The organism is Sphingomonas sp. CFBP 8765, assembly GCF_014841445.1.
In the GTDB taxonomy this organism is placed as follows: Bacteria; Pseudomonadota; Alphaproteobacteria; order Sphingomonadales; family Sphingomonadaceae; genus Sphingomonas; species Sphingomonas aerolata.
The window spans coordinates 1-22,861 of sequence record NZ_JACYTY010000004.1; the positions used below are offsets into that span (position 1 = coordinate 1).

The window sequence follows — 22,861 nt, forward strand, 5'->3', positions numbered from 1 at the left end:
GCAGCCCGGTAGCTCGTCAGGCTCATAACCTGAAGGTCACAGGTTCAAATCCTGTCCCCGCAACCATCTTAATTTGCAAAGCCTCCCCGGAAACCCCCGCGGAGGCTTTTTGCGTTTCCGCTCCAGCGCTTAGCTCTAGCATTGACGCAAACTCGCCGCGAAGATGGATCGTAAGTACGCCGTTTTCCGGTTTCAACACCACGGTGTCGATCAGCGAACGGATGCGCTCGAACGCCTGTGCCTTCAGCGAATCGTCCGGGAACACTGCGGTAAGCTGTTAGACCCTCTCGCGATAAAGGTGTCGGCATAGACGATGTCGATACCGCTTGCCGCCACCGCTGCCACCAGCGCCTTCACGGTCGCGGCCGCGTGCTGGTCGCGACTGCCTTGCGTTCCGCATTATGCAAGCGCGCGAGTTCGCGTACCGGCAGGCGTGCAGGCTCCAGCGCGAGATCTTGGAGCGGAGAGGGCGGCTAGGACGGTATCCTCCCCGACCGGGAACCGCCGTCAACACGTCTCCAACCTCCCCACAGAATTACGATCCATGCCGCTTGATCTTCCTCTGTTCCCCCGATCGAACACGTCGCAATCCGTTAACCAACGGTCTTCGGTGCCACCGACGTCGCCGCGTTCTTCGCGTAGCTGTGGTGTCAGAATATGCACCGGCGAGAACGACCCAAACCTGGACATTCGCGCATCCTCCCCCGCTACCCGACCTTGCACAATCGCTCATCTCCCTGATCACCACGTCCTCATGAGTATGGTGACTGGGAAGGAAACGACGACATCCGGCGTTTTCGCGAAGCGCAGACGCGAATGATCTGCTGCCGTCAGCCGACAATCCTGCCTCCCATCGCTAGATCTGATCGCATCCAAACGCCCCGTGGTCACAACTGCGTACACGGCGTTTGACCGCCGGCCCAAGCAGCCAAGCATGGTCGACTCCAGAAACTCCTAGCGATTGCAGCTTAGAGGCGCGCCACTAAGCAAAGCGATCGACCAAAAAACCCCGATGGTTCGTCTGCCCAACAGAGCAAAGGTAAACGGGCAGGCCGGCGAGGGGTTGTGCCTGAAAAAGCGTCGATCATTGCACGACAAGGGCTCGACTGGCTGGATCGCTCCGCCTGCGCGGCGTCGCCTTGCGGATCAGCGGCTTGCACGCTTCGAGTATGGCGAGCAGCCCGATGCCCATGCCGAGCGCCAGCGTCATATCGCTCCAGGCGATCAAGCCGAACTTCAGCAGCATCTGCGCACGGGGCAGAAACAGGATCAGACCTGTCACGCAGGCAATCGCTGCGACGACATAGCGGAGTGCTGCATTGTGGCGGACCAGCGCATCGCGCATCGACGCGCTGAACGACCGGTTGACCAGGATCAGCGCGAGGATTTCGGCGATCAGCGCAAAGAAAATTAATGCGCGAAGCTCGCGCTCCGGCATCCCGGCCGCTTGCTCGACTAGAAACACTGCCGCCAGCATGGCGAAGGCAAGCCCGCCCTGGAACACGCTCCAGACAATCATCGGCATGGAGAACAGCACCTCGGACGGCGCGCGTGGCGGGCGGCGCATGACGTCTTCCTCGTCCCGCTCGGCTTCGAACACGAGGGTGCAGACCGGATCGATCATCATTTCGAGCAGGGCGATATGGATCGGCCCGAACAGGATCGGCATGCCGAAGAACAGCGGCAGCAGCGCGAGCCCGGCGATCGGCACGTGCACCGCAAAGATGAACGCCATCGCCTTGCGGATATTGTCGTAGATCCGTCGGCCCAGCCGCACCGATTGGACGATCGCGCCGAAGTCGTCATCGATCAGTATGATCGCGGCGGCTTCGCGCGCGACGTCCGTCCCGCGCTTGCCCATCGCCACACCGATATGCGCGGCCTTGAGAGAGGGCGCGTCGTTGACGCCGTCACCCGTCATCGCGACGATCTCGCCCGCGGCCCTGAACGCGTCAACGACACGCAGCTTCTGCTCGGGCATTATCCGCGCGAACACCGTCACAGATGGCAGCTGTGCCGCGAGATGGGCATCGTCGAGCGTCGTGAGGTCCGCGCCGGTCAGGACCTCGCCCTCGGCGATCCCCGCCTGCCGTGCGATCGAGCGCGCGGTCGCGGCATAATCGCCGGTGATCATCACGACACGAATTCCTGCGCGACGACACTCGGCGACTGCACCCGGAACACTGGCGCGGATCGGATCGGCCAGTCCGACCAGCCCGACCAGTTGATAGCGATAGCCGTGCTGCGTTTGCGCCCAGTCGCGATCCGGCGGTGCCGCGCTCGCGACGGCGAGGACGCGAATGCCGCGCACCGCCATGGCGTCGACCGCGGCGGTCATCGCTGCATGTTGATCCGGGGCAAGCGCGCACAGGCTGGCGATCGCCTCGGGCGCGCCCTTGGCCGCGATGCGCAGCGCGTCGCCGTCGTCCCACACGTTCGACATCGCCAGCAATTCGGGACGCAGCGCATAGGTGTGGACGAGCGTCCCGGTGGATGGCGACCGCGCCACGACCGCGGACCACGCGTCGTGCAGCGCGATTTCCATCGGGTCGCTCGGAGCAATCGCACTGGCGCGCGCGGCGGTGGCGAGCAGCGCGTGATAGCCAGGCGTCACCGGCCTATTCCCCGCGAGCACGAGCGTCGCGGAAGAGGGCAATCAAAGCTCGCCGACCGACATGCGGTTTTCAGTCAGCGTGCCCGTCTTGTCGGTGCACAGGATCGTGGCCGATCCCAGCGTCTCGATCGCGGCCGCGCGGCGGGTGAACACGCCGACCTTGCCGATCCGCCACGCTCCCATCGCCAGAAACACCGTCAGGACGACGGGAAACTCCTCCGGCAACATCGCCATGCCGATCGCGATCCCGGCCAGCAGCGCCTCGATCCAGCCGCCGCGCAGCAGCCCGAACAACAAAACGACCAGTAGCGCGACCGCGCCGCCGCCGATCCCGCACCAGGTCACGATCCGGGTCGTCTCGCGGCGCAAACGCGGTGCCTCGGTCTCCAGCCTCGCCAGCGACTGGCCGATCCGTCCCACCTCGGTGCGTGGCCCGATCGCGAGAACGCGTGCAAGCCCATTGCCGCGCGTGACGAGCGAGCCCGAATAGACGAAGGGTTGGCCTTCGCCACCGGGGCGGCGGGGCGCCGCGATTGCGGCATCCGCGGCCGGGAGCTTGCCCACGGGCAGCGACTCGCCGGTGAGGAGCGACTCGTCGGTCTGGAGATCGTCGGCGTCGAACAGCAGCGCATCGGCGGCGATCCGGTCCCCCTGTTCGAGCACGAGGATATCGCCACACACCACCTCGCGCGCGGCGATGTGCTGCCGCGCACCATCGCGGACGACCTGCGCACGCGGTGCGGAGAGATCGCGTAGCGCATCGAGCACATGCTCGGTGCGGCTTTCCTGGACCACCGTCACAACGATCGAAAACGTCGCGAAGGCGAGCAGGATCAGCGCTTCGGTAAGATCGCCGAGCAGCATATAGGCGACACCGCCGGCGAGCAGTAGCGCGAGCATCGGCTCGCGCAGCACGTCCAGCGCGAGCCGCAACACCGAATGCCGGTCGGCGCGCGGCAATTCATTGGGACCGTCGCGTAAAAGCCGATCGGCGGCGACCGCGCTGGACAGTCCGCTGCGATCGGCGTCGACGGACAGCGTGGCCGTGCCGGACATTCAGTGCGCCATGAGAACGGGCAAACGCGGATCGTCGATCAGACTGCGCGTGACGCCACCGAGCACGATCTCGCGCATCCGTGAATGCGCAAAGCCGCCCACCACCAGAAGGTCGGCACCGCGATCGAGCGCGAAGCTGGTCAGCCGGTCCTGCGCTTTCCCGCTCCGTTCGAGCGCATGCCCCTCAACGCCGAAACCGTGGCGGTGCAACAGCGCGACGACCGGTTCGAGCGCGGTTTCCGGTTGATCGGCCAGACCGTGTTTAATCGCAACGACATCGATCCGCGCACCGGGCGCGGCGAGCCGGACGAGATTCTGCAAGGCGCGCATCGCAGTCGGCCCGGGCTTCCAGCCGAGCACGGCGTGACCGACGCTGCGGATCGAGCGGCCCGGCGGCAGCAGCAACAAGGGCGTGCCCGAGGCCATCAATACGGTCTCGATTGTCCGGCGGCGGAGCCAATCGATCGACCAGGTCTCATGCGGACCGATCATGACGAGATCCGCGAGAGGCGCGCTGGCGCGGACGTCGCCCGGGATCCACCCGACATCGTCGCATTGCGACACGATCTCTGCTTGGCTGTCGGGCGGCAGGAGCGCGCGCAGGCTGTTGGCATGGTCGCGGACCAGTTGCCGAAATTCGCTGGACAATGTGTACACCGTTCCGAACGGGGCAAGATGAGGCGACAGCATGGGTGCCGCGGTCAGGACATCGAAGATCATATGCGCCTGCCGGTGGTCGGCTAAGCCAAGGACCGCGTCGATAAAGCTGCCACCGCGGACGGGGCCCTCCACGATTGCGAGAATTGTCTTGATCATGGCCACCTCGTTGTATCGGGCCAGTTTAGGTCAAGGATCATGGGCTAGATTTACGTAGTTTACGCAGAGGCAAGCCGCGACGCTTTGCGATCTTCTCTCCCAGTCAGGCCTCCCGCGCTTTGGCGCAGGGGCCGCTTTCGTCGGAAAAGAGCAGTCGGCGCGTGTTGGCCAGTCTACCGGACGGAGTAAGCGAGCATTGACCGATATCCGCACCAACGACCTGGATACCAATCTTCGAAAGGCATCTAAGGCACCAGGTGCCTAGAACCACAGACGGGTTACTCCCAAGCGGCTTGTAAAAGTCTGGCTTCTGCATAATTCTGTCCGAGGTCTGCCGATACCCTGAGGCTCCAATCGACGCGCTGAGCGCGACGCTGGCATAATCGAATATGCGCGTTCATCGATGCGTGATGACGACCAGGGCCTGCGACCGGCTGATCGCCGCGGCCAGGCATTGACCAAGACGCTGTGGATCCAGCGACGCGAAGCTCTCGTCGAGAATCGTGAGCGATGCGCGCTGCAGCAACGCACGCGCGAGGAAGATGCGGCTCCGCTCGCCATGCGACAACTGCCAGCCGGTCTCGCCCACCTGTTGCTCGATCCCGCCCGGCATCCGCGACAGCAGATCCCCCAGACCAAGCTCCTCGCAGAGCTCCGTCGCATCGGCGAGATCGGCGGAGGTGGGCGGCCAGCTGCGCGCCATCAGCAGGTTGAAGGCGAGCGATCCCGACAGGATATGGTTGTCGTGAAACTGCGGCGCGGCGGCGGCCAGACGGTGCCAGGCGTCGCCCCGCGTCGCCTTGTCGAGGCCGTCGAGTAGCAGCAACCCCGATGTCGGCGTCTCCAGTCCGGTCAGCAATGCAGCCAGTGTGGACTTTCCGCCGCCCGACGCGCCGTCGAGCAGGATTTTCTCACCGTGCCTGATCGTCAGGTTCGCGCGATCGACGATCCGGCGATCGGCACCGGGATAGCGAAACATAAGCCCCTCGGCCTCGATCAACGGCCGGTCCTCGTCCGCAATCCCGTCGGTTCGCCGGTTCACCGTGACCGCCCCGCCGCGCGACGCGGCAAAGAGATCGCGCACCCGCGACCAGGCGATCGCGGCGCGTGCAAGTCCAGCCGAACCGCCGGCGATCCCGCCAAAAGCGCGCTGGCCGAGAAGCAGCCCGCCCAGACTTATCGCCAGCGTCACGGGCGACGGCACCGGCTGTCCCGCAAAGGCCGGGACGAGGGCGGCGATGCCCGCGAACAGCCAGATCGATGGCAGCGCAGTCACGCCGACAATGCTCGCGCGATCCATCGCCGCCGATGTCGTGAGATAGCGCTGCACCACCGCGTCGTCCTGCGCGTCCCGGCGCGCAGCGCGGTCCTGGGCCAACCGGGTCCGATGTCCGACCATCGCCTCGATAAGCGCGTTGGTCATGTCCAGACGCTCCCCCGACCACCGTCGCATCCGCACGAAATATCGCCAGCCAAGCAACCCGGTCAGCGCGAGCCAGCCGACCAGCAGGGTCAGATGCGCGGCCGGCGCTGCGCCATGGGCGAGGACCCATGCGGTGAAGACGAGTTCGATCCCCGCGAGCAGCACCCCGATACCGCCGTTGAAGGTGAGCGCTTCGAGCGCCTGCGCCTCGATCACGCGACCGATCATCTGGCCGACACCGCTGCGCTTGATCGCGTCGGGTCGCAACGCGAGCGCGCCGGCGAGCAGCCGCGCCTTCATGATTCGTCCGAGGTCGACCGCGAGGCTCGCCTCGCACCACGCGCTCGCGGTCTGCGCAACCACGGCGGTGAGCAGGATCACCATCCAGCCGAGCAGCCAGCCGGAATCAAGCTTGCCCGCCAGAACGCCTTCACCGATCACCCGCCACCCTGCGATCTCCAGCACGTAGAGTGCGACGAACGCCGCAACGATCAGCGCGAGCGTGCGCAGGCCGCCGTCCAGCCGCATCTGCCGCCAGACCGATGCCGAGGCCGGTGCACGGAGCAGGCTGATCCCGCCGATCCGTTCGGCCTGCAGCCGTTCGTGGAGCAGCGCGGCCGCGGCGCGCGGACGACGGCGTGGCTGGATCATCGCGCGATCGAGCAGCTCATCGACCGCCGCGCGGTGTTCTGCCGCGACCGGCTCGACGAGGCGATCGCGCAGCGCAGCGATCGGTACGCGGCGACGGTGCGCCTGCCGATCGAGCAGCAGCACGCCGCCGCGTCGCCGGCCGGCGAGCGCGAAGAAACCCAGGCCTTCCGCCGTGTCATCCAGCAGGATCGCGGGCCCGCCGCTTGCCAGCACAGCGTCGATCGCGGAGGCCGATGTCTCGACGTCGACCACCTCCACTCCCAGCCGCGCCGCCGCCCATTCTGTCCACCTTGGCACGTCCTCAAGCGCGAAGGCGGCGGGAACGACCAGCGGATCGGTCGCCGGGTCGCGGATCAGTCCGGCATCCAGCGCCAGCGCCTCGATCGCCTCGCCGAGCCGGGCAAGCGGCCACCAATTGGGGGTGAGATCGGTCATGATGCGCGTTCCACGACCAGGCCATTGACCATCGTCAGTTGCCGCCACGCCGTGCCCTCACGCAGCGCATCCTGCACCGCTGCTTCCGCGTCGAGCAGATCGCGGTAGCGCGACGGGGCCGCGGCGAGCACCGCCGGTGCACCGTCCTCGATCAGCCGCCCGTCCTCGATCACGAGGACTCGATCGAACGCCCGCGTTTCCGCGAGATCATGGGTGACGCACAGCAGCGTCGTCTCGGCCCACCACACGCGTGCTTCGGCGAGCAGCGTCTCGCGCTGACCACGATCGAGCCCGCGAAATGGCTCGTCGAGCAGCACCAGCCTGGGATCGTCGACCATCAGCGCCCGCCCGAACCGGACGCGCTGTCCCTCGCCGCCCGACAACAGTCCGCCGCCTTCGCCGAGCATCGTCTGCAGTCCTTCGGGCAGCGCGCGCGCGATCCCGCGCAGCCGCGCCGCCGCCATCACGGGCCCGACCTGACCGATCGCGTCGTCGGTCGCGGCGTAGAGCAGGTTGTCGAGCAGCGAGCGGTTCCACAGCTGGATCGCCGGATCGACCCAGGCCGTCGTCGCGCGCAACGCCACCGCGCAGAGCGGTGCCCCATCGACGGTGACCGTTCCTGCCGCGGGCAGATGCCAGCCGAGCAGGACGCCCAGCAGCGTCGACTTGCCCGCCCCCGACGTGCCGACGATCGCGACATGCTCGCCTGGCGCGATGCGGACGCTGAGCTTGGTCAGGATCGGATGCCCGCCCGCGACGACATCGACCGCGTCGAACGCGATCGCGGCGGGACCTTCGGCGGTCGGTGCTGGGCCGGCGATCGGCTCTTCCCGGGCATCGAGCGGCTCGACAAGGCGGAGCAGGACGTTGCGCTGGCCCGGGTAGCTTTGCGCGAGCCCGGCAAGCCGCGATCCCAGGCCCGGAAGCTTCAGCGCCCAGAACACCAGCAACAGGTCCGCACCGCCGACACCGCGCCCGCGCGACAGATGGCTCGCGACCAGCGCCGCCGCCGCCATGGTGCCGATCAAAGCCTGTGCGCCGTCCGCCGTTACTGCGGTGCGCGCGAGCCTGCGCATCGCATGCGCCCATTCGACCAGCAGTCCCTCGTGCTGGCGCGCCACCGCGCGCTGCGCGCCGTGCGCGCGGATCGGCGCGAGGCCGAGGATCGCGTCGAGATAGAAGCCATGGAGCGCGCCTGCGTGATTGCGGACGCGCAGGTCGCGTTCGTTGAGCACCGGCTGGATCACGAGCGGCATCGCGATCGTCAGCAGCGCGACGCCAGCTGCGGCAAGGCCGCTGTCCGGGGCGATCAGCGCAATCGCGAGCGCGGTCAGGGCGAGTTCGAACACGGTCTCGACGAAGCGCAGACCGATGCCAGGAACACTGCGGATCCCGTGGATATTGTGGCTCCGGTCCGCCATGTCGCTGATCGGTCGGCTTTGGAAATAGCGATCGGCCAGCCGCGGCAGCTTTGCGAGCAGCGCTATCCGCAGCCGCACTTCCAGCGCCCGTCCCATCCGCAGCGCCGCCGATCCCGTCGCCAGTTCGATCGTGAGCAGCACCGCGATGAACACGAGCAGCGCGACTCCCGCGGTCAGCCGGTACAGCCCCATCGGCAGCCGCTGCGCGACGTCGATCAGGCCGCGGAACAGCAGCGCCTCGAGCATCAGCGCGCCCGCCGCGAGCGCCGTGGCGAACATCAGTGCTACCGGCGCGACCAGGCCGTCGGCCCGCAGCATCGCAACCAGGGTCCGGAGCGGCGTGGCGGGCGGCTCGGCGAGCGCGGCGGCGAGTTCGGGCGGAAGATCGGCGGCGGGCGCGGCGGCGGTATGCCTGCCGGCGATGGTCACCAGCACCGCCCCGCGCACCACCGCGTCGTCCCCGGCGGGGACCGCGCTCCAATAGGTTTCGGGGATCGCCGTGAACGGATCGGCCGCAGCGCGATCGGCGAGCGCCCCGATCAGTCGTGCGGCATCCGATCCGGGCGGCAGCGCGCACGCGTCGACCAGCGCCGTCACCAGCCGTATCGCTGCATCGAGCGCGGCGGCGTGCTGCCAGTCCGCAGCAGTGACGGTAGCGAGCAGCCGATCCGCCGGTCCGCCCGCGACGCCGATCGCGACAAGGCGTTCGCGCCACGCCGTCGCTGCCTCCGCCGAGCGTGCCCATCCGTGCCAGGCCGCCGCGGGGACGCGCGTGCCATGCCGGTAGATCGCGGCGCGGAACGTCGCCTCGCGCAGCCAGCGCCGCCCGATTGCCGGGTCCATGACCTGCACCCAGCCGCGAACGCGCCGCCACAGCACGACGAAATGCGTCGCCTCATCAGCATGGCGAACCACGACGATCGCGGGCAGTGTTGTGCTGGCGAGCATCACATGGTCGGCGGGAACCAGCACCTGCTCCGCCGCCAGGCCGAGATGGTTGGCGACGGCTTCGATAGTGTCGATCGACGTGCCGTCGACGCTGGTCTGGCACGCCTCGCGCAGCCGCCCGTAGCTGACCGGGATACCATGCCCCTCGAGCAGGCACTTGAGTGCCGCCGGGCCGCAATCCATGCTCGATGTCTGGACGACTTCCGGGGCGAGCCATCGCCGCGGACCGCTCATCGCAGCGCCCCGGCGGCGGTCCGCATCAGCAACCGCGCGGGCGAGACATGCTCGACCGCGACCTCGACCGACCCTGCAAGCCCGTGCGCCAGCGCGACGCCGCGGATGGCGCCGCGTGCCGCGGACAGCTCGACCCGCATCCGGCCGTCGCGCAGCTCGCCGGCGACACGCTCGACCCGTGCCGGCACGACGCCATATTCGGTCCAGGGATACCCCGCGAGGCGAAGCGTGGCGCGCTGACCCGGACGGATCCGGCCCAGTCCGTTGGCCGGATCGAACGCCGCGACAACGATCAGGTCGCCGGCCGGGAGGATCGTCGCGAGCCGCTGACCTGCCACGACGATCGCGCCTGGCGCGACCGCCTGGACATCCGCGACGATCCCCGACACCGGCGCGCGAACCACGCGACCGGCAATCTCGATACGCAGTTGCGTGGCCAGCGCCGCGGTCGATGCCTGGTCGTCGGCCAGGGCGAGGCGCATGCGTTCGAGCTCCTCGCGGTGCGCGCTGTTCCGGCCGCTGCGGGACTGTGCTTCGGTTTCGATGCGGCGTGCGTCCTCGGCGAGCGCATCGCGCGCAGCAGCGGCACGGCGCGCATCGGCGCGGGCGCGGATGGCGTCGGCCTGCGACACGCCACCCGCCTCGCTATCCTCGACGTGGCGTCGCGCGATATCCGCGGCAAGACGCGAAGCCGCATCGGCCTCGGTCGCGCGCGCGCGCGCCGCACGCGTTGCCGCCGCCGCGCTCGATCGATCCGCGCTGTCGGCATCCCCAAGCAGCGCCATCTCACGGTCGAGCGACGCCAGACGTCGCGGATAGTCGCGCATTCGCCGCTCCGCCTCGGCGAGCCGGAGCCGCTGGGGTTCGGCATCGAGCGAGACCAGCACGTCCCCGGCCGTCACGCGGCGGCCGATCGAGAGCCGCGTCGCGATCATCCGCCCCGATTGCGCGGGCGACACGGCTCGCGGGGCAGTGCCGACCTCGAGCCGCGCACTGGTCGACACCTCGTACAGCGTCACCGACGCCAGCGTGAACCACCGCAGCCAGATCGCGAGCAGGGCTGCTGCGACGGCAAGCGCGAATAGTGCCAGGCGCGGCGTCTCGCGAGCCAGCGCGTTATGCGTCCGGGCGAATGGCGTGGCCATGCCGCGATCACTGCCCCGCCGGAGTGAGGGTGGATGGCGGCGAAGACGTCGTCCGCCATCCACCGCCGAGCGCGCGGACAAGGCCGACGGTGGCGATCGCCCGCGCATGACGAAGCCGGACCAGCCGGGTTTGCGCGCCAAGATCCGCGCGTGCCGTGTCGAGCGACTCGAGCAGGCTGATCGAGCCGCGGGCGAGGCGTCGGGCAGCCAGCTGTTCGCCGCGAAGGCTCGCATCTGCCGCTTCGCGCGCCACCGCCTCCTCCGCCGCAAGCAGGCGCGTGGCGGCGAGCTGGTCCTCCACGTCGCGAAACGCGCGCAGGATAGTGTCGCGCTGCTGCGCCTGGGCCAGCTCCTCCTCGGCCGCCGCCCTGCGAACGCGCGCGGCGGTACGGCCACCGTCGAAGATCGGCAGCGAAAGGATCAGGTTGAAGCCGAACGTCTGCGCAGTCTGGGACAGGAGCTCGCCGAGCGTCGGCGAGGCCTGCCCGCCATTGCCCGTGAGCGCAAAGCCCGGAAACCATGCGGTCTTCGCGGCCCGATGCCGCAACCGCGCCGCCTCCACCGCATCCGCGACCGCCGCAACGTCCGGCCGTCGCAGCAGCATCTCGCTCGGCAGTCCGGCCGGGATCGTGGGAACCGTGAGGAGTTCCGGTGCGGCGCGACGGTCGGGGATTGCTGCGGCACCGACCAGCAGTGCCAGTGCATGCCGGGTCAGTGCGCGGTCGCGGTCGCGCGCGAGCAGGTCGGCGCGCAGCATGGCAAGTTCCACCTGTCGCCGATTGACATCGCGCGCCGCGGCATTGCCGCGCGCGGCCTGCGCCGCAACGATCGCCAGCGCCCGCGCCGCCCGGTCGATCGCGCTGGCCAGGACGTCGCGCTCGCCATCGAGCGCGCGCAACGTGAAATAGGTCTGCGCAATCTCCGCCTGCACCGCGAGCCGCGCACCGGCCAACCTTGCCTCTGCGGCGCGCGCATCCAGCCGCGCCGCGCGCGCGGCCTTGCCAAGGCCGCCAAATAGGTCGGGCTCCCACGCCGCACGGAGGCCAAGCTCAAACAGACGGCCGTTTTCGCCGCTGGCGGTGGCAAGATTGCCTGACTGGTCGGCGACGCCGGCGATCGCGGCAACCCGCGGCAGACGTTCGGCTGATATCGTGCGGACGGCGGCCCGTGCGATCGAAAGCCGCGCCGCGATGATCGCGATGTCCGCGTTATCGATATTGCCCCGCGCGACGAGCGCGTCGAGCTCTGGGGAGCCGAAGATCGTCCACCAGTCCGCGCGCCAGGGCAGCGGGCTCGCGATGCGCTGTGCCTCGGCATAGGTCACGGGCACGTCCGCTGCGTCAGCGCCCGCCGCGATGCCGAGCACGCTGGCGACGAGAAGGGGGATTGCGTGCCGGACGCGGAGATGGCCGGAACAAGTCCGGCCATCTCGTCTGGAAACGATCATCTGAGATCGCAACCGCAGCGGGTCAGGCGTGCGGCTTGGGATCGTCCCTGCCACGACCGCGACGGATGTGGCCGGCGGGATCATCGGCGCCGCGTTTGCCGGCGTGCAGATCGGTCTGGATCTTCATGCTTCTTCTCCTGACATGCCGCGCAGCAAGACTCCGCGGCGGGTTTCGGTGTGTCGGATCCTGTCGAAATTGGGCGTTCTTGCGTCGCTCGAAGGTTGTTCCGACCGCATCCCATCACGGCTGCAGGCGGTGACATGCGTTAGTGTCGCGCGCGCAAAAAACGGTTCAAACCATTGGAACTTTTTTAGAAACTGCGTCGCGCACCAAGGATGAGACCGCTCTGCCAGCGTCCGCTGTCATGGTTTGGGCCATTGCCTGCCCATTGCACGGTGATGGCGAGTCTATCGAACCGGCGCGCGACACCCAGTCGCCAGTCGAGCTCGATGAATCGCGGCCTGCCGGGATCGCGTGGTGGCGTCAGGACCCCGCCATGGCCCGCCAGGGACCAGGGGCCGTGCTCGACCAGCGTCGCGTTGACGTCCACATAGGCCGCTTCGCCGCCGCGGCCGTCATAATCGGGCGTCAGGTAGAGATGCGACTGCACGCGCCGCCCGATCAGTCCGACATAGGCTTCGGTCAAACGGCGTGCATAGTCGCCGGTAAAGAACCGGCTATAGACCCGATTGGTGATGGCGATGTCGAAGGTCAGCGCGCCGCTGAGACGTCTGGCGTAACCGACATACTGTACCGAACGGTGCGGCCGGACGCCGCTGTCTCGCGTCGCAACGACCGTCGCCGAAATACCGGCATAAAGCCCACGGACATCGTCATAGGCCAGCGTCGCGGTGCCGATCGGTCGATCGCCGCTGACCGTCTGTCCGCGAAAGCGGTCATCCGATGCGACGGAAATCTCGAACCCGGTTTGCGCCATCGCAGGCACGGGGACGAGGCCGATCGAGCATATTGCAAGACCGTGCAGACCGCGCGCGCGCCGCCGCCTAATTCGGCACGGAACAGCGCGCGCTGCCGGACCGCGCCAAATGTTGGAGCGTGTCGCACGCATCAATGACGCCGCCGCCGCTGCGCGCGGACACAAAAGACTGGCCCGTCTTGCCGGGGCGCAATTCCTGCATGAGCGCCATCAGCCCGCTGACATGTGCTGCCGCATAGGAATTTCCACTGACCAGATACCATCGACCGCCCGGCTCCGTGGTCGGCACGTCCCGCCCGGGGGCAATGTAAACCCCGGTTCGCGTTCCCGCCACTCCATCGTCTGCGACCGCGACAACGCCGGGCAGCGCCGCCGGGAAGCCCGAGCCCGTCTCCGGATCGACCGCCGCGACGAACGCGACGCCGCGCGCGATGCCGACCTGGACGAGCCGGGCGAGCAGCTGATCGAACGGCCCTGTCAGGCTGAGATTGACGACGCGCGCCTTGCGCTCGATCGCGAAGGTCAGCGCCTTGGCGAGGCTCAGCGTGTCGCAGATCGTTCCTGCGGTGCCGCCGGGTTGCCAGCATGCGCGCAGCCCCATGAGGCGCGCACCAGGCGCAATACCCGCGATTCCGACCGCGTTGTTCGCCCGCGCGCCGATGATCCCTGCGACGCCGGTCCCATGGGTTTCTGCCCCCACGGTCGCGGCATCGGCGACAAAATCGCGATTGATCATCAATTGCCCGCGAAGATCGGGGTGGCCGGCATCGATCCCGCTGTCGATGATCGCCACCGTGATGCCGTTGCCGGTCGCCATCCGGTGGAGCGCCGCCAGCTGCCAGCCGCGCGTCGCGGGCTGCGCACGGAACAGGCGATCATTGTAAAAGGCCGGCGCTTGGCCCTGCGTCGCGTAGCGGTGGAGCGGCTGTGACCAGGCGACGCCTGAAAGGTGCGAAATCCGCTCGGCGGTTCCCTCGAGTGATCGGCCTTCGGGGACGATCATTACCATGCAGTCGATCCCAAGGATCGGCAGCGGCCAGCCGGTCTCCAGCCGCAACCCTTCCTTGCGCGCGATCCGCGCCGCCAGTCGGCGTCGCGCCTGTGCACTCGTCGGATCGCCGTAGCCGCCGCCATAGTCGGTGCCCGGGCGATAGTGCTCCGGGGCGAGCCTGAGCATCACCAGGATGCGGCGATCCGCCATCGCATCGGGGCTCGCCGATGGTGCGGCCGTCGCGCCTGCCGGGCTCTGCGCGCTCGTCATCGACGGGGTGGCCGTGATCGCGAGCGCGAGGAGCAGAAGCGCGCGATTCATTTTGCGGGCGCCTGTTCGATCGGTTCCGCCATCGTCACGTCCGCGTCGCGCCGCAGCCGTGCAAGCGCCGCGCCGCCCGCGCCGCCCGGTACCGCAAGAACATAGGCGCCGGACGCGGTCGGCCCGTCGACCAGTCTCGCGCCGCTTGCCTGGAGCGCCCGACGGAACGCCGCCTCGCTCGCCTCGGGCCGAAACATCGCCAGCACGTTGCCGCTGCGTGTTGCACTTGCGTTGCCCAGCACATGATACGCGCCCGGCCGCCCATCGTATCGCTGCGTCAACGTCTGCGCGCCGAGCGCCAGCACGGCGACGAATTGCGCTGCGACTACCCAGCGTAGCGTCCGGGGGCGCATGACGGCGCGACGTACCGCGCGCAGCGGATCGCGCGTGCGGCGTCGCGGCACGTCCGTCGCGACCGGCACGCCGCCCGTCGCGTCGAGCCGCGCCGCCATCGCCGCCCAGCTATCGCCGGTTTCACCCGTATCCCGCGCCACCGCATCCGCCAGATGCCGCTCCTGCACCAGATCCGCGCGGCACGCACCGCACTCGGCGAGATGCTCGGCGACGAACGCGGTCTCCACGGCATCCAGCTGCCCGGTGACGTACCAGGGCAGCAGCAGGTGCACCTCGGCATGCCGGTCGGTGGGGAAGGGAAGGATCTGGGTCATTGTCCTGTTCTAGAGCCAGTCCGACAGATCGCCGGGAAGGCTTTGCTTGAGGTGGCGGCGGGCGTGAAACATCCGCGTCTTCACGGTATCGACGGGGCAATCCATGATTTCGGCAATCTCGCGGTAGCTGAAGTCCTGGTAATAGGTCAGGTTGACGACGGCACGGTGCGACACGGACAAGCCTTCGATGGCTTCGGCCAGCGCCAGCTTCACGCGGACCGCCCGGCTGTTCTCCTCGGGTGTCGCGGCGTCGCTGGCGAGTGCTTCCGAGCGGTCGTCATCGACCGGCTCGTCCAGCTTGCGCAGCGCCGCGAGGCCCTGGCGATAGGCAATTCCGAACATCCAGGTCGACAGCCGGCTCTCACCATTAAAGCCTCCGATCCGGTTCCACACGACCATCATGGTATCGTTCCGCACCTCCTCCACGAGATGCGGGCGGCGTAACAAATTGAGGAGGAAGCGTGACAATCGGGTGTCCCACGCGCGATAGAGCATCTCGAACGCCCGCCGATCGCGCGCACGGATGCGATCGATCAGCGCGGCCTCGCCGATACCGTGTCCGTCCTTGGCGCGCGGCGCCGCAGACCCGACCCCTGTCACTCCGGTCCTCCTGTTCGCCCGTTAGTGTCTGTCCGGCAGGAAATGGTTCAATCGCAACTTCGCATAGCGATACGATCAAGTCCTGGATGAGCGGTCCTCAGCGTTCACACGGGCCGATGCCTCGTTCACCTTGCCAGCAATCAGCGCGAGACGATAAGCCAATTCCGCTCACTCTCGCGAGCATGAACACGCGGCAGAAACGTTGCTCTTCGTGCCGGATCAGGACGGTCCGCGTCCGACCAGAAAGCGGCCGGTTGGCCCCTTACCCGACCGCCTGAACGAACGTCCACTTGCGACGATAGTCTCTCAAAAGCGACCGCCCGCTTACCACCGAGGCTGCGTAGAAACGTCTTGTTAGGCTATGCTTGCCGGCGTCATCTGGAGACGTCGGATGGGTCGTTTCATCGAGGGGTGTGACCGCCGGGAGCAGCTTTTTCTCCCGACCTGCGTGGACGACTACGTTGCGGAAGACAGCACCGTGCGCATCGTCGATGTGTTCGTCGACGAACTGGATCTGGCGACGCTGGGGTTTGCCGACGCCGCTGCGACGGGTCGGCCAGGCTATCGTCCGGCGACGTTGCTCAAGCTTTACGTCTACGGCTATCTGAATCAGGTTCAGTCGAGCCGACGCCTGGAGCGCGAGGCGGGCCGCAACGTCGAGCTGATGTGACTGACGGGCAAGCTCGCACCGGATATCAAGACCGTCGCCGACTTTCGACGCGAACAAGGGCTGCGATCCAGGCGGCTTGTCGCCGGTTCGTGCTGTTGTGTCGGCAGCTCGGCCTCATCGCGGGCGGCACGGTCGCGGTGGACGGGAGCCGCTTTCGCGCGGTGAATGCGCGCGACCGTAACTTCACGCCTGTCACGATCCGGCGCCGGATGGATCAGGTCGATGCAAGCATCCAGCGCTACCTCGGCATCCTCGACACCGCGGGAAAGCGTCGCGGCTGTCCCCGTTTCTTGGAAAATGCGACGAGGTCGGATCTGCTCCCCAAAATCATGCCATTGGGAAATTTGCTCGTCAGTTGAAACGAGTGATGCGGCGAGGCCGATTTACCGGGGATTAGATCATTGGCGTGCGGCGCGAGTATGATGCCGGCGTGAAAACCGCCGAGTTGTGCCGGAAGCACGGGATTAGTGACGCGACGTTCTACAACTGGAAGGCGAAATACGGCGGGATGACCGTGTCGGAGGCGGCGCGGTTGCGGGCGCTCGAGGACAAGAACCGTCGGCTGAAGGATCTGCTGGAAATAAACTGATCCGGTCTGCGAAGCGCTACGCTGCAGTGGAGGAGCTGATGGCTGACCACGGTTTCTCCGAGGGGCGTGCCTGCGGGCTTATCGGGGTCAATCGGTCGCCATGGCATTATGAGCCGCTTCGCGGGCAGGACGATGCTGCCCGCGTCCGGATGCGCGAGATCGCGAACGAGCGTCGTTGGTTCGGCTACCGGCGGCTGGCGACCCCGCTCAGGCGCGAGAGGAGAGGCATGAACCTGAAGAAGGTGTATCGGTTGTATCGCGAGGAGCGGGTGACGGTGCGCAAGCGTAGCGGCCGCGAGCGCGCGCTTGGGACGCGACCGCCGGTCGCCTTCATCCCCCGGCACGAGCGATAGCGCATTCTCGTGCGATCCGCTTCGACGACAGCATACGCCCGCCGCTCGCTCATCCCCAGCACCGACCGGAGATGCGCGACTGCTTGCTGCTTCACGGCAGGCGTCATCGCTTTTTTTAGAACAGGTCTTTCCGGCCTGCGTTGTTCAGTATCTGTCATACAGAGTTAAGACGCGCGCCGTAGCGGCCGCCTATGACAAATCGAACGTTAAGACTCTGGTCGCGGAGCATGGTCGCACGACTGATGGTACCCGTCGCCATCATGCTGGGGCTGGTGTGCCTGCTGGGCCTGATCGGGCACGGTACCAGAGAGCGTGTTCAGACGGCGCGCGATGCGGCGAATGCCGGCCAGACCGTTCGGATCAACCTGATCGAGGTGCGGTCGATCAGCCGCTCGTTGCAACGTGACGCGCTGAACCTGCTGCTCGAACGCGATCCTCGCGCACTTGCGATTATCCATGGGAAGTTCGCGAAACGGTCAATCCAGATGCGGACGCAGCTTGCCCGGCTGGTTCGGAACCCGATAGCGGGGTTAAGCGCACGGAGCCCATATATAGCCAGTCAGATAATCGTATTACGACAGTTGGCGATCATGGCCGATGACGCCACTAAGGGTCGCCAAGATCGGGCGTGGACCGTCTTTCGCGATGACGTCCGTCCCAATGAGCGGATGGCATCCAGGATCGCCGATACCCTCATCGCGTCCCAGGAAGTCGAGGTCGAGCGTCTGTTCCGCAACGCCCATGATCTGGAGCGGCAAGAAGTCGCAATCAGTGTCGCGGCAGGCATCATTTTGTTCGCACTAGCCGCTTACGGCACGGTGGTGATCGTCCAACGGACCATTGTCCGCCCGTTGCTGGACATCGAACACACATTGGCGGTGATCGCCGGAGGGAATGCAGAAGGTCGCACGCCGCATGCAGAACGAACCGATGAGATCGGTCGGATGTCACGCGCGATCGAAGTCTTTCGGGCCTCGGTCGTGGAGCGCGGACGGTTGGAAGCCGATAATGGCCGGCAGCGGTTGGCAGAGGTTCAGCGCGAACGTCAAATCGAAGATGCGCGGCGCACGGCACAGACAGCCGAGGCGGAACGTGACCGCATCGTCCGACAGGCCGCAACCACGTTGGAAGGCGAGATAGCGAACGTGCTTGCCGAGCTTCGCGGAGCAGCCGGACAATTGTCCACGACATCGGGCGAACTCGAGGATCATTCGACCGACGCGACGCGCGAGCTTGGTAGTGTCGGCGTAGCCGTCAGGCGAGCGATCAACGGAGCGACGGATATTGCCGCGGCAACGAACCAGTTTATGGGCGCGATAAGTCTGTCCAGTCAGAGTACACGTCTGTCTGCCGATCTCAGCGCAGAGGCCGCGGACTGCGCAGCCCGGCTCGCACAGGATATGACCGACGTCCAGAATGAGGCCCGTGCGATTGGTGCCATCGTCGGAGTCATCAGGACCATTGCTGCACGAACCAAGCTCCTCGCACTGAACGCCGCTATGGAGGCGGCCCGTGTCGGCGAAGCCGGAAAGGGGTTTGCCGTCGTTGCCGACGCCGTGAAATCCTTGGCCGCGCAGACCGCGGAAGCGACGGGTGAGATTGCGGAGCAGATAACTGGCATGCAACGCGGCACCGGCGCAGCCTATGCCGGTCTATTGCATATTCGCGCGATGGTCGAGGACATGGCTCGCGGCACCGATGATCTCGCGTCGAGCATTGGCGAACAGGCGCAGAGCGGCCAGGTCATCAGCCGGAACGTGGATGGAACTGCTACAGACCTCGACCTGATCGGGCGCCTGGTGACACAGGTATCCGTCGCGACGCAAAGCACGACGGGGATGGCAGCCAAGGTCCGCATGGACTCACGGCTGGTCGAAGACGGGGCATCGTCAATCGATGCCGCCCTGTTGCGCTTCTTCGAGACGCTGCACGCAACTTGAGGCTACGCGCCGTCGATCCGGAGCATCGCACGGGCGCGGTTCAGCGTAGACCGCTGCCCTCCAACGCGAGGACCGCGGCCCGCATTGCTACGATGCGATCGGCAGCCGTGGGCGAAAGCTCGCCCCAGGAAAATGCCGAACGGTCACGCGCGCCTTCGCGCCACATCCGCGCAGCGACATTGTCCAGATCCGCAGCGGTCGGGGACCGGCCCGTCGACATGCAATCGACGATTTGATGGGGAACGAGCGAGGAAGCGCTGGACATCGGGAATACCTTCTACGGCAAGCGCTTTCCCTAGCTGCGTTTGATGGCACCAGAATGACAGGCACGGTGTTTTCAGACACCTAGCGATATGGAAATGCTTTCCGGAGCTTCGGGCCCTGACGCGGAAATCACGTCCAGCCATTGGCCGTGCTGATCCGAATATATGCCACAGCCATCGACGTGACGATCAAGTCATGCCGCATCGTAACATGCACGTCACAAGTTTACCGCATTCAGCCTGGAGCCGGATGCGGAAATTGGGGGCGCGATGTTTTAGATCTTGGCTGGTTGCTGGCGTCCGTCATTTTGACAAGCCGATGTAAGCGATAAAGTCGGGCGACGCGTACGCCTGCTGCTGCAACGCGACGGCATGAAGAATTGTCTGGTCTGCCCGATCAATAGTCGTCGCGTGCGCTAGACCCAACGTATCACCGCAGGCGGACTGCCGTTCCATTAAGTGAAATATACCATGATCTCGAACGAAAACGCGTTCGGGGCGCGACGTCGCACGTCCCGCGATCACCTCGCGAGGTGTCACTGGCATATCAGCACCGGGGGAAACCGAACAATGATCCGTAATTTGAAGCATGTCGACCGCATGGCGTCCCTGCTCCTGGGAGCCGCGACCGCAGCACTGTCCGTGGCGCCGGCCGCTGCCCAAACCGTCGCGGCGCCCGTCAGCCAGGAGGCCGATACGGGCGACGAGATCCTCGTCTCCGGGTATCGCCGCAGCCTCGAAGAAGCGATCGACATGAAGCGCAACACGATCGGCTTTTCGGACTCGATCATCGCCACCGATATCGCCGACTTCCCCGAGCAAAATCTCTCCGAAGCGCTGCAGCGCGTGCCCGGCGTGACGATCGAACGCGAACGCGGCCTCGGCACACGCGTCAACGTCCGCGGCCTGCCGAGCGAATTCACCTTCGTGTCCATCAACAAGCTGGCGACCGCCTCGGGCTCGGGCGGCCGCGACGTCGAGTTCGACATCTTCGCGTCCGAACTGATCCAGTCGGTCACCGTGCAGAAGTCGCCGGTGGCGGCGGACGAGGAGGGCGGCATCGCCGGCTCCGTGCTGATCCGTACCGCGCGGCCGTTCGACAACCCCGGGCTTCGCGTGGTCGGCAGCGTTGATGGCGCGTATAATTCGATCTCCGAAAAGTTCGATCCCAACTTCTCGTTTCTCGCCAGCAAGACCTTTGGCGATTTTGGCGTGCTGGTCTCGGTCGCCAAGCAGCAGCGCACAAACCGCACCGATTCCAACTCGGGTATCAACTTCCGCCCGATCGCGCGCTGGACCGATCGTGCCAACACCGTCTACCGCAACCAGGCGATCGCGGTATTGCAGCGCGACGCTGGCGTGACGTTCACCGAAGCCAACAAGAACAGAATCGTCTTCCTCGATAAGGTCGGCGACCGCGTCTATCAGAACGATCAGGACCGCCTCGGGCTGTCGGGCTCGGTGCAGTACAAGCCGAGTGATGATTTCAGCCTGGCGTTCGACGCCTTTCTCGGATCATACGACACGACCGAGGACGAATATGACGCTGCCGGCTATTCGGCATCGAGCAATTCGACGCTCGAGACGATCCACGAATTTGATGCCAAGACGCTCGCGGATAGCGGCATCGTCGTGCTGCGCGACGTCTCCTACACCAACACACAGCATGAATTCCTGAGCAAGGAATATATCAACGAGACCGACTATCGGCAGTTCGGCGGGGAGATGAACTGGACGACGGGCAACTGGAAGATCAATGCACTGGGTGGCTATTCCGGCGCCAGGAAGACGCTCGACTATGCCAATCTGAAGCACGTCGCCTATGCGCCCTCGCGCACGCGCTATACCGAGAATGGCGGCGAAACGATCCCGAGCGCCAATCCGAAGACGATCGACATGTACGATGCGCCGAATTCGTATCTGTTCGAAGCCTATGAGACCACGCGCGAACAGATCAAGGACGACAAATATGCCGCTCAGATCGATCTGAGCTACCAGTTTGACTCGTCGGTGCTCAAGCGCTTCAATTTCGGTGGTCGCTACACCGACAAGACCAACGAGCGTCAATATGGCGAGGAGAAGATCCAGGGTCCGACCCGCGGCAGCACTGCCTATGTCAACACCCGCAAGCTGGGCGACAGCCCGCTCGAGACCGTCACCGACATCGTCGGCGGGAAAAACTACCAGGCACGCGACCTGAGCTGGGCGCAGGTCTCGAACGCCTATGCGCGCGACTTCTTCCGGCCCGACGGGTTCGTCACGCCGTTCAGCGATGCGAACTATTACAAGGTCAAGGAAGAGACGATCGCCGGCTATGCGATGGTCGATTTCGAGTTCGACGTGGCCGTGCCGCTCTTCGTCAATCTGGGTGGCCGCTATCTGCGCACCACGATCAATTCGGAAGGGTTCCAGCAGGTCCAGAACCCGAGCGGCTCGATCGGCCTGACCCCCGCGCCGGTGTCAAGCGACGGCAAATATGAGAAATTCCTGCCCTCGTTCAACGCGCATGCCGAGCTGACCGACAGCCTGTTCCTGCGCGCTGCCGCGTCCAAGACGCTGATCCGCCCGGCGTTGACCGATCTGGCGTATAAGCGGATCGCGAGCATCGGCAATTTCCGGTACACCGACGGCAATCCCGGCCTGAAGCCTACGCTTGCCGATCAGTGGGAAGTCGGCCTCGAGCAGTATCTCCCGCGCGGCGGTATTCTGGCAGCGTCCTATTTCTGGAAGAAGATCAAGGGTGTGGTGCAGAGCCAGTTGACCGGTGAGGTACCCGGCGTGACGGTCTACAATGCCAACGGCACGGTCAACGGCGTCTATGACTTCGACGTCTACCAGCCCGTCAACGCCAAGGGCGCGTACAAGGTCAGCGGCGTCGAGGTGAACGCAGTGATCCCGTTCGGCATGGTCGCGGACTGGGCGGACGGCTTCGGCGTCAACGCCAACGCCACCTTCCTCAACAGTTCGCTGACGGGGCAGTCCGACCTCGGCATCGATACCTCGCCGATCGGCCTTGCCGACAAGACCTACAATGCCACGGTCTTCTACGACAAGGGACCGCTGTCGCTGCGCGTCTCGTACAACCGCAAGGGTGCCTATGTGGAGCGGATCGAGCGCAACATGTATCCGGTCTACCGCGATGCCTATGGCCAGTTCGACGTCGCCGCCAGCTATCAAGTGACGCGCAACGTCCGTGTCGAGCTGCAGGGCATCAACGTCGGGAACGCGAAGACGACCGGCTACACGATGGATCCGTCCTTTCCGGCAATCTACGAATCCTCGGGCAGCCGCATCAGCCTAGGCGTTCGCGGGCAGTTCTGATCCTCGGCAGGCCTCGC

The 22,861-nt window shown here is 66.2% G+C and carries 16 protein-coding genes and 2 pseudogenes; 5 read left to right on the plus strand and 13 right to left on the minus strand.

Annotation, left to right across the window (positions count from 1 at the left end):
- Positions 1–22: 22 nt before the first annotated feature.
- From IFT87_RS11445 to IFT87_RS11495, 12 genes are all read right to left on the minus strand, one after another.
- Positions 23–265: a hypothetical protein gene (locus IFT87_RS11445; protein WP_192008538.1), complete on the minus strand. Its 243-nt coding sequence runs from the start codon at positions 263–265 to the stop codon at positions 23–25.
- An 819-nt stretch (positions 266–1,084) separates the two neighbouring features.
- On the minus strand, positions 1,085–2,614 hold the full coding sequence (locus IFT87_RS20450) for a cation-translocating P-type ATPase (RefSeq protein ID WP_342211155.1): 1,530 nt from the start codon (positions 2,612–2,614) through the stop codon (positions 1,085–1,087).
- A 42-nt stretch (positions 2,615–2,656) separates the two neighbouring features.
- Positions 2,657–3,670, minus strand: a complete 1,014-nt coding sequence (locus tag IFT87_RS20455) for a P-type ATPase (protein WP_249403320.1) — start codon at positions 3,668–3,670, stop codon at positions 2,657–2,659.
- Positions 3,671–4,486, minus strand: coding sequence for a universal stress protein (locus IFT87_RS11455; RefSeq protein ID WP_192008539.1), 816 nt, complete (start codon positions 4,484–4,486; stop codon positions 3,671–3,673).
- Between the two features lie 397 nt (positions 4,487–4,883).
- Positions 4,884–6,995, minus strand: coding sequence for an ATP-binding cassette domain-containing protein (locus IFT87_RS11460; RefSeq protein ID WP_192008540.1), 2,112 nt, complete (start codon positions 6,993–6,995; stop codon positions 4,884–4,886).
- Positions 6,992–9,598, minus strand: coding sequence for a cysteine peptidase family C39 domain-containing protein (locus tag IFT87_RS11465; protein ID WP_192008544.1), 2,607 nt, complete (start codon positions 9,596–9,598; stop codon positions 6,992–6,994). Before IFT87_RS11465 ends, IFT87_RS11460 begins: the two co-directional genes overlap by 4 nt.
- Entirely contained in the window at positions 9,595–10,743 is a 1,149-nt protein-coding gene (locus IFT87_RS11470) for an HlyD family secretion protein (protein WP_192008546.1), read from the minus strand. Before IFT87_RS11470 ends, IFT87_RS11465 begins: the two co-directional genes overlap by 4 nt.
- Positions 10,744–10,750: 7 nt before the next feature.
- Positions 10,751–12,190, minus strand: a complete 1,440-nt coding sequence (locus IFT87_RS11475; RefSeq protein WP_192008548.1) for an efflux transporter outer membrane subunit — start codon at positions 12,188–12,190, stop codon at positions 10,751–10,753.
- 311 nt (positions 12,191–12,501) lie between these two features.
- Entirely contained in the window at positions 12,502–13,128 is a 627-nt protein-coding gene (locus tag IFT87_RS11480) for a TorF family putative porin (protein WP_249403339.1), read from the minus strand.
- A 67-nt stretch (positions 13,129–13,195) separates the two neighbouring features.
- Complete coding sequence (locus tag IFT87_RS11485; RefSeq protein ID WP_052380903.1) at positions 13,196–14,440, minus strand: S8 family peptidase; 1,245 nt, start codon at positions 14,438–14,440, stop codon at positions 13,196–13,198.
- Complete coding sequence (locus tag IFT87_RS11490; protein WP_192008552.1) at positions 14,437–15,108, minus strand: zf-HC2 domain-containing protein; 672 nt, start codon at positions 15,106–15,108, stop codon at positions 14,437–14,439. The genes IFT87_RS11485 and IFT87_RS11490 overlap by 4 nt, the downstream gene beginning before the upstream one ends.
- A 9-nt stretch (positions 15,109–15,117) precedes the next feature.
- A complete protein-coding gene (locus IFT87_RS11495) occupies positions 15,118–15,708 on the minus strand; it encodes an RNA polymerase sigma factor (RefSeq protein ID WP_320481123.1) in 591 nt (196 codons plus the stop codon).
- Positions 15,709–16,099: 391 nt separating this feature from the next.
- On the opposite strand from IFT87_RS11495, the pseudogene IFT87_RS11500 reads away from it, so the two are divergent.
- The 3 genes and pseudogenes from IFT87_RS11500 to IFT87_RS20720 form a co-directional block, all read left to right on the plus strand.
- Positions 16,100–16,650: pseudogene (locus IFT87_RS11500) on the plus strand (transposase); the annotation flags it as partial.
- A gap of 134 nt (positions 16,651–16,784) precedes the next feature.
- Positions 16,785–16,967 carry a transposase gene (locus tag IFT87_RS11505; RefSeq protein ID WP_192008554.1) on the plus strand — a complete coding sequence of 61 codons (183 nt, stop codon included), beginning with the start codon at positions 16,785–16,787 and terminating at the stop codon, positions 16,965–16,967.
- A 38-nt stretch (positions 16,968–17,005) separates the two neighbouring features.
- The gene (locus IFT87_RS20720; RefSeq protein ID WP_192008556.1) at positions 17,006–17,320 is read left to right on the plus strand and encodes an IS3 family transposase; all 315 of its coding nucleotides are present in this window, start codon (positions 17,006–17,008) and stop codon (positions 17,318–17,320) included.
- Here the strand turns inward: IFT87_RS20720 and IFT87_RS20465 are convergent.
- A pseudogene (locus tag IFT87_RS20465) lies at positions 17,302–17,471 on the minus strand (IS3 family transposase); the annotation flags it as partial. The gene IFT87_RS20720 and the pseudogene IFT87_RS20465 sit on opposite strands and share 19 nt — an antisense overlap.
- A gap of 91 nt (positions 17,472–17,562) precedes the next feature.
- Between IFT87_RS20465 and IFT87_RS20725 the strand changes: the two are divergent.
- The gene (locus IFT87_RS20725; protein ID WP_192008558.1) at positions 17,563–19,260 is read left to right on the plus strand and encodes a methyl-accepting chemotaxis protein; all 1,698 of its coding nucleotides are present in this window, start codon (positions 17,563–17,565) and stop codon (positions 19,258–19,260) included.
- An 833-nt stretch (positions 19,261–20,093) separates the two neighbouring features.
- Positions 20,094–22,844: a TonB-dependent receptor gene (locus IFT87_RS11520; RefSeq protein WP_037528267.1), complete on the plus strand. Its 2,751-nt coding sequence runs from the start codon at positions 20,094–20,096 to the stop codon at positions 22,842–22,844.
- The last annotated feature ends 17 nt before the right edge of the window (positions 22,845–22,861 follow it).

Coding starts and splice junctions, on each gene's coding strand:
- IFT87_RS20455 (WP_249403320.1), bottom strand. CDS start 3,670: ATGTCCGGCACGGCCACGCTGTCCGTCGACGCCGATCGCAGCGGACTG.
- IFT87_RS11455 (WP_192008539.1), bottom strand. CDS start 4,486: ATGATCAAGACAATTCTCGCAATCGTGGAGGGCCCCGTCCGCGGTGGC.
- IFT87_RS11460 (WP_192008540.1), bottom strand. CDS start 6,995: ATGACCGATCTCACCCCCAATTGGTGGCCGCTTGCCCGGCTCGGCGAG.
- IFT87_RS11465 (WP_192008544.1), bottom strand. CDS start 9,598: ATGAGCGGTCCGCGGCGATGGCTCGCCCCGGAAGTCGTCCAGACATCG.
- IFT87_RS11470 (WP_192008546.1), bottom strand. CDS start 10,743: ATGGCCACGCCATTCGCCCGGACGCATAACGCGCTGGCTCGCGAGACG.
- IFT87_RS11475 (WP_192008548.1), bottom strand. CDS start 12,190: ATGATCGTTTCCAGACGAGATGGCCGGACTTGTTCCGGCCATCTCCGC.
- IFT87_RS11480 (WP_249403339.1), bottom strand. CDS start 13,128: ATGGCGCAAACCGGGTTCGAGATTTCCGTCGCATCGGATGACCGCTTT.
- IFT87_RS11485 (WP_052380903.1), bottom strand. CDS start 14,440: ATGAATCGCGCGCTTCTGCTCCTCGCGCTCGCGATCACGGCCACCCCG.
- IFT87_RS11490 (WP_192008552.1), bottom strand. CDS start 15,108: ATGACCCAGATCCTTCCCTTCCCCACCGACCGGCATGCCGAGGTGCAC.
- IFT87_RS20720 (WP_192008556.1), top strand. CDS start 17,006: ATGGCTGACCACGGTTTCTCCGAGGGGCGTGCCTGCGGGCTTATCGGG.
- IFT87_RS20725 (WP_192008558.1), top strand. CDS start 17,563: ATGGTACCCGTCGCCATCATGCTGGGGCTGGTGTGCCTGCTGGGCCTG.
- IFT87_RS11520 (WP_037528267.1), top strand. CDS start 20,094: ATGATCCGTAATTTGAAGCATGTCGACCGCATGGCGTCCCTGCTCCTG.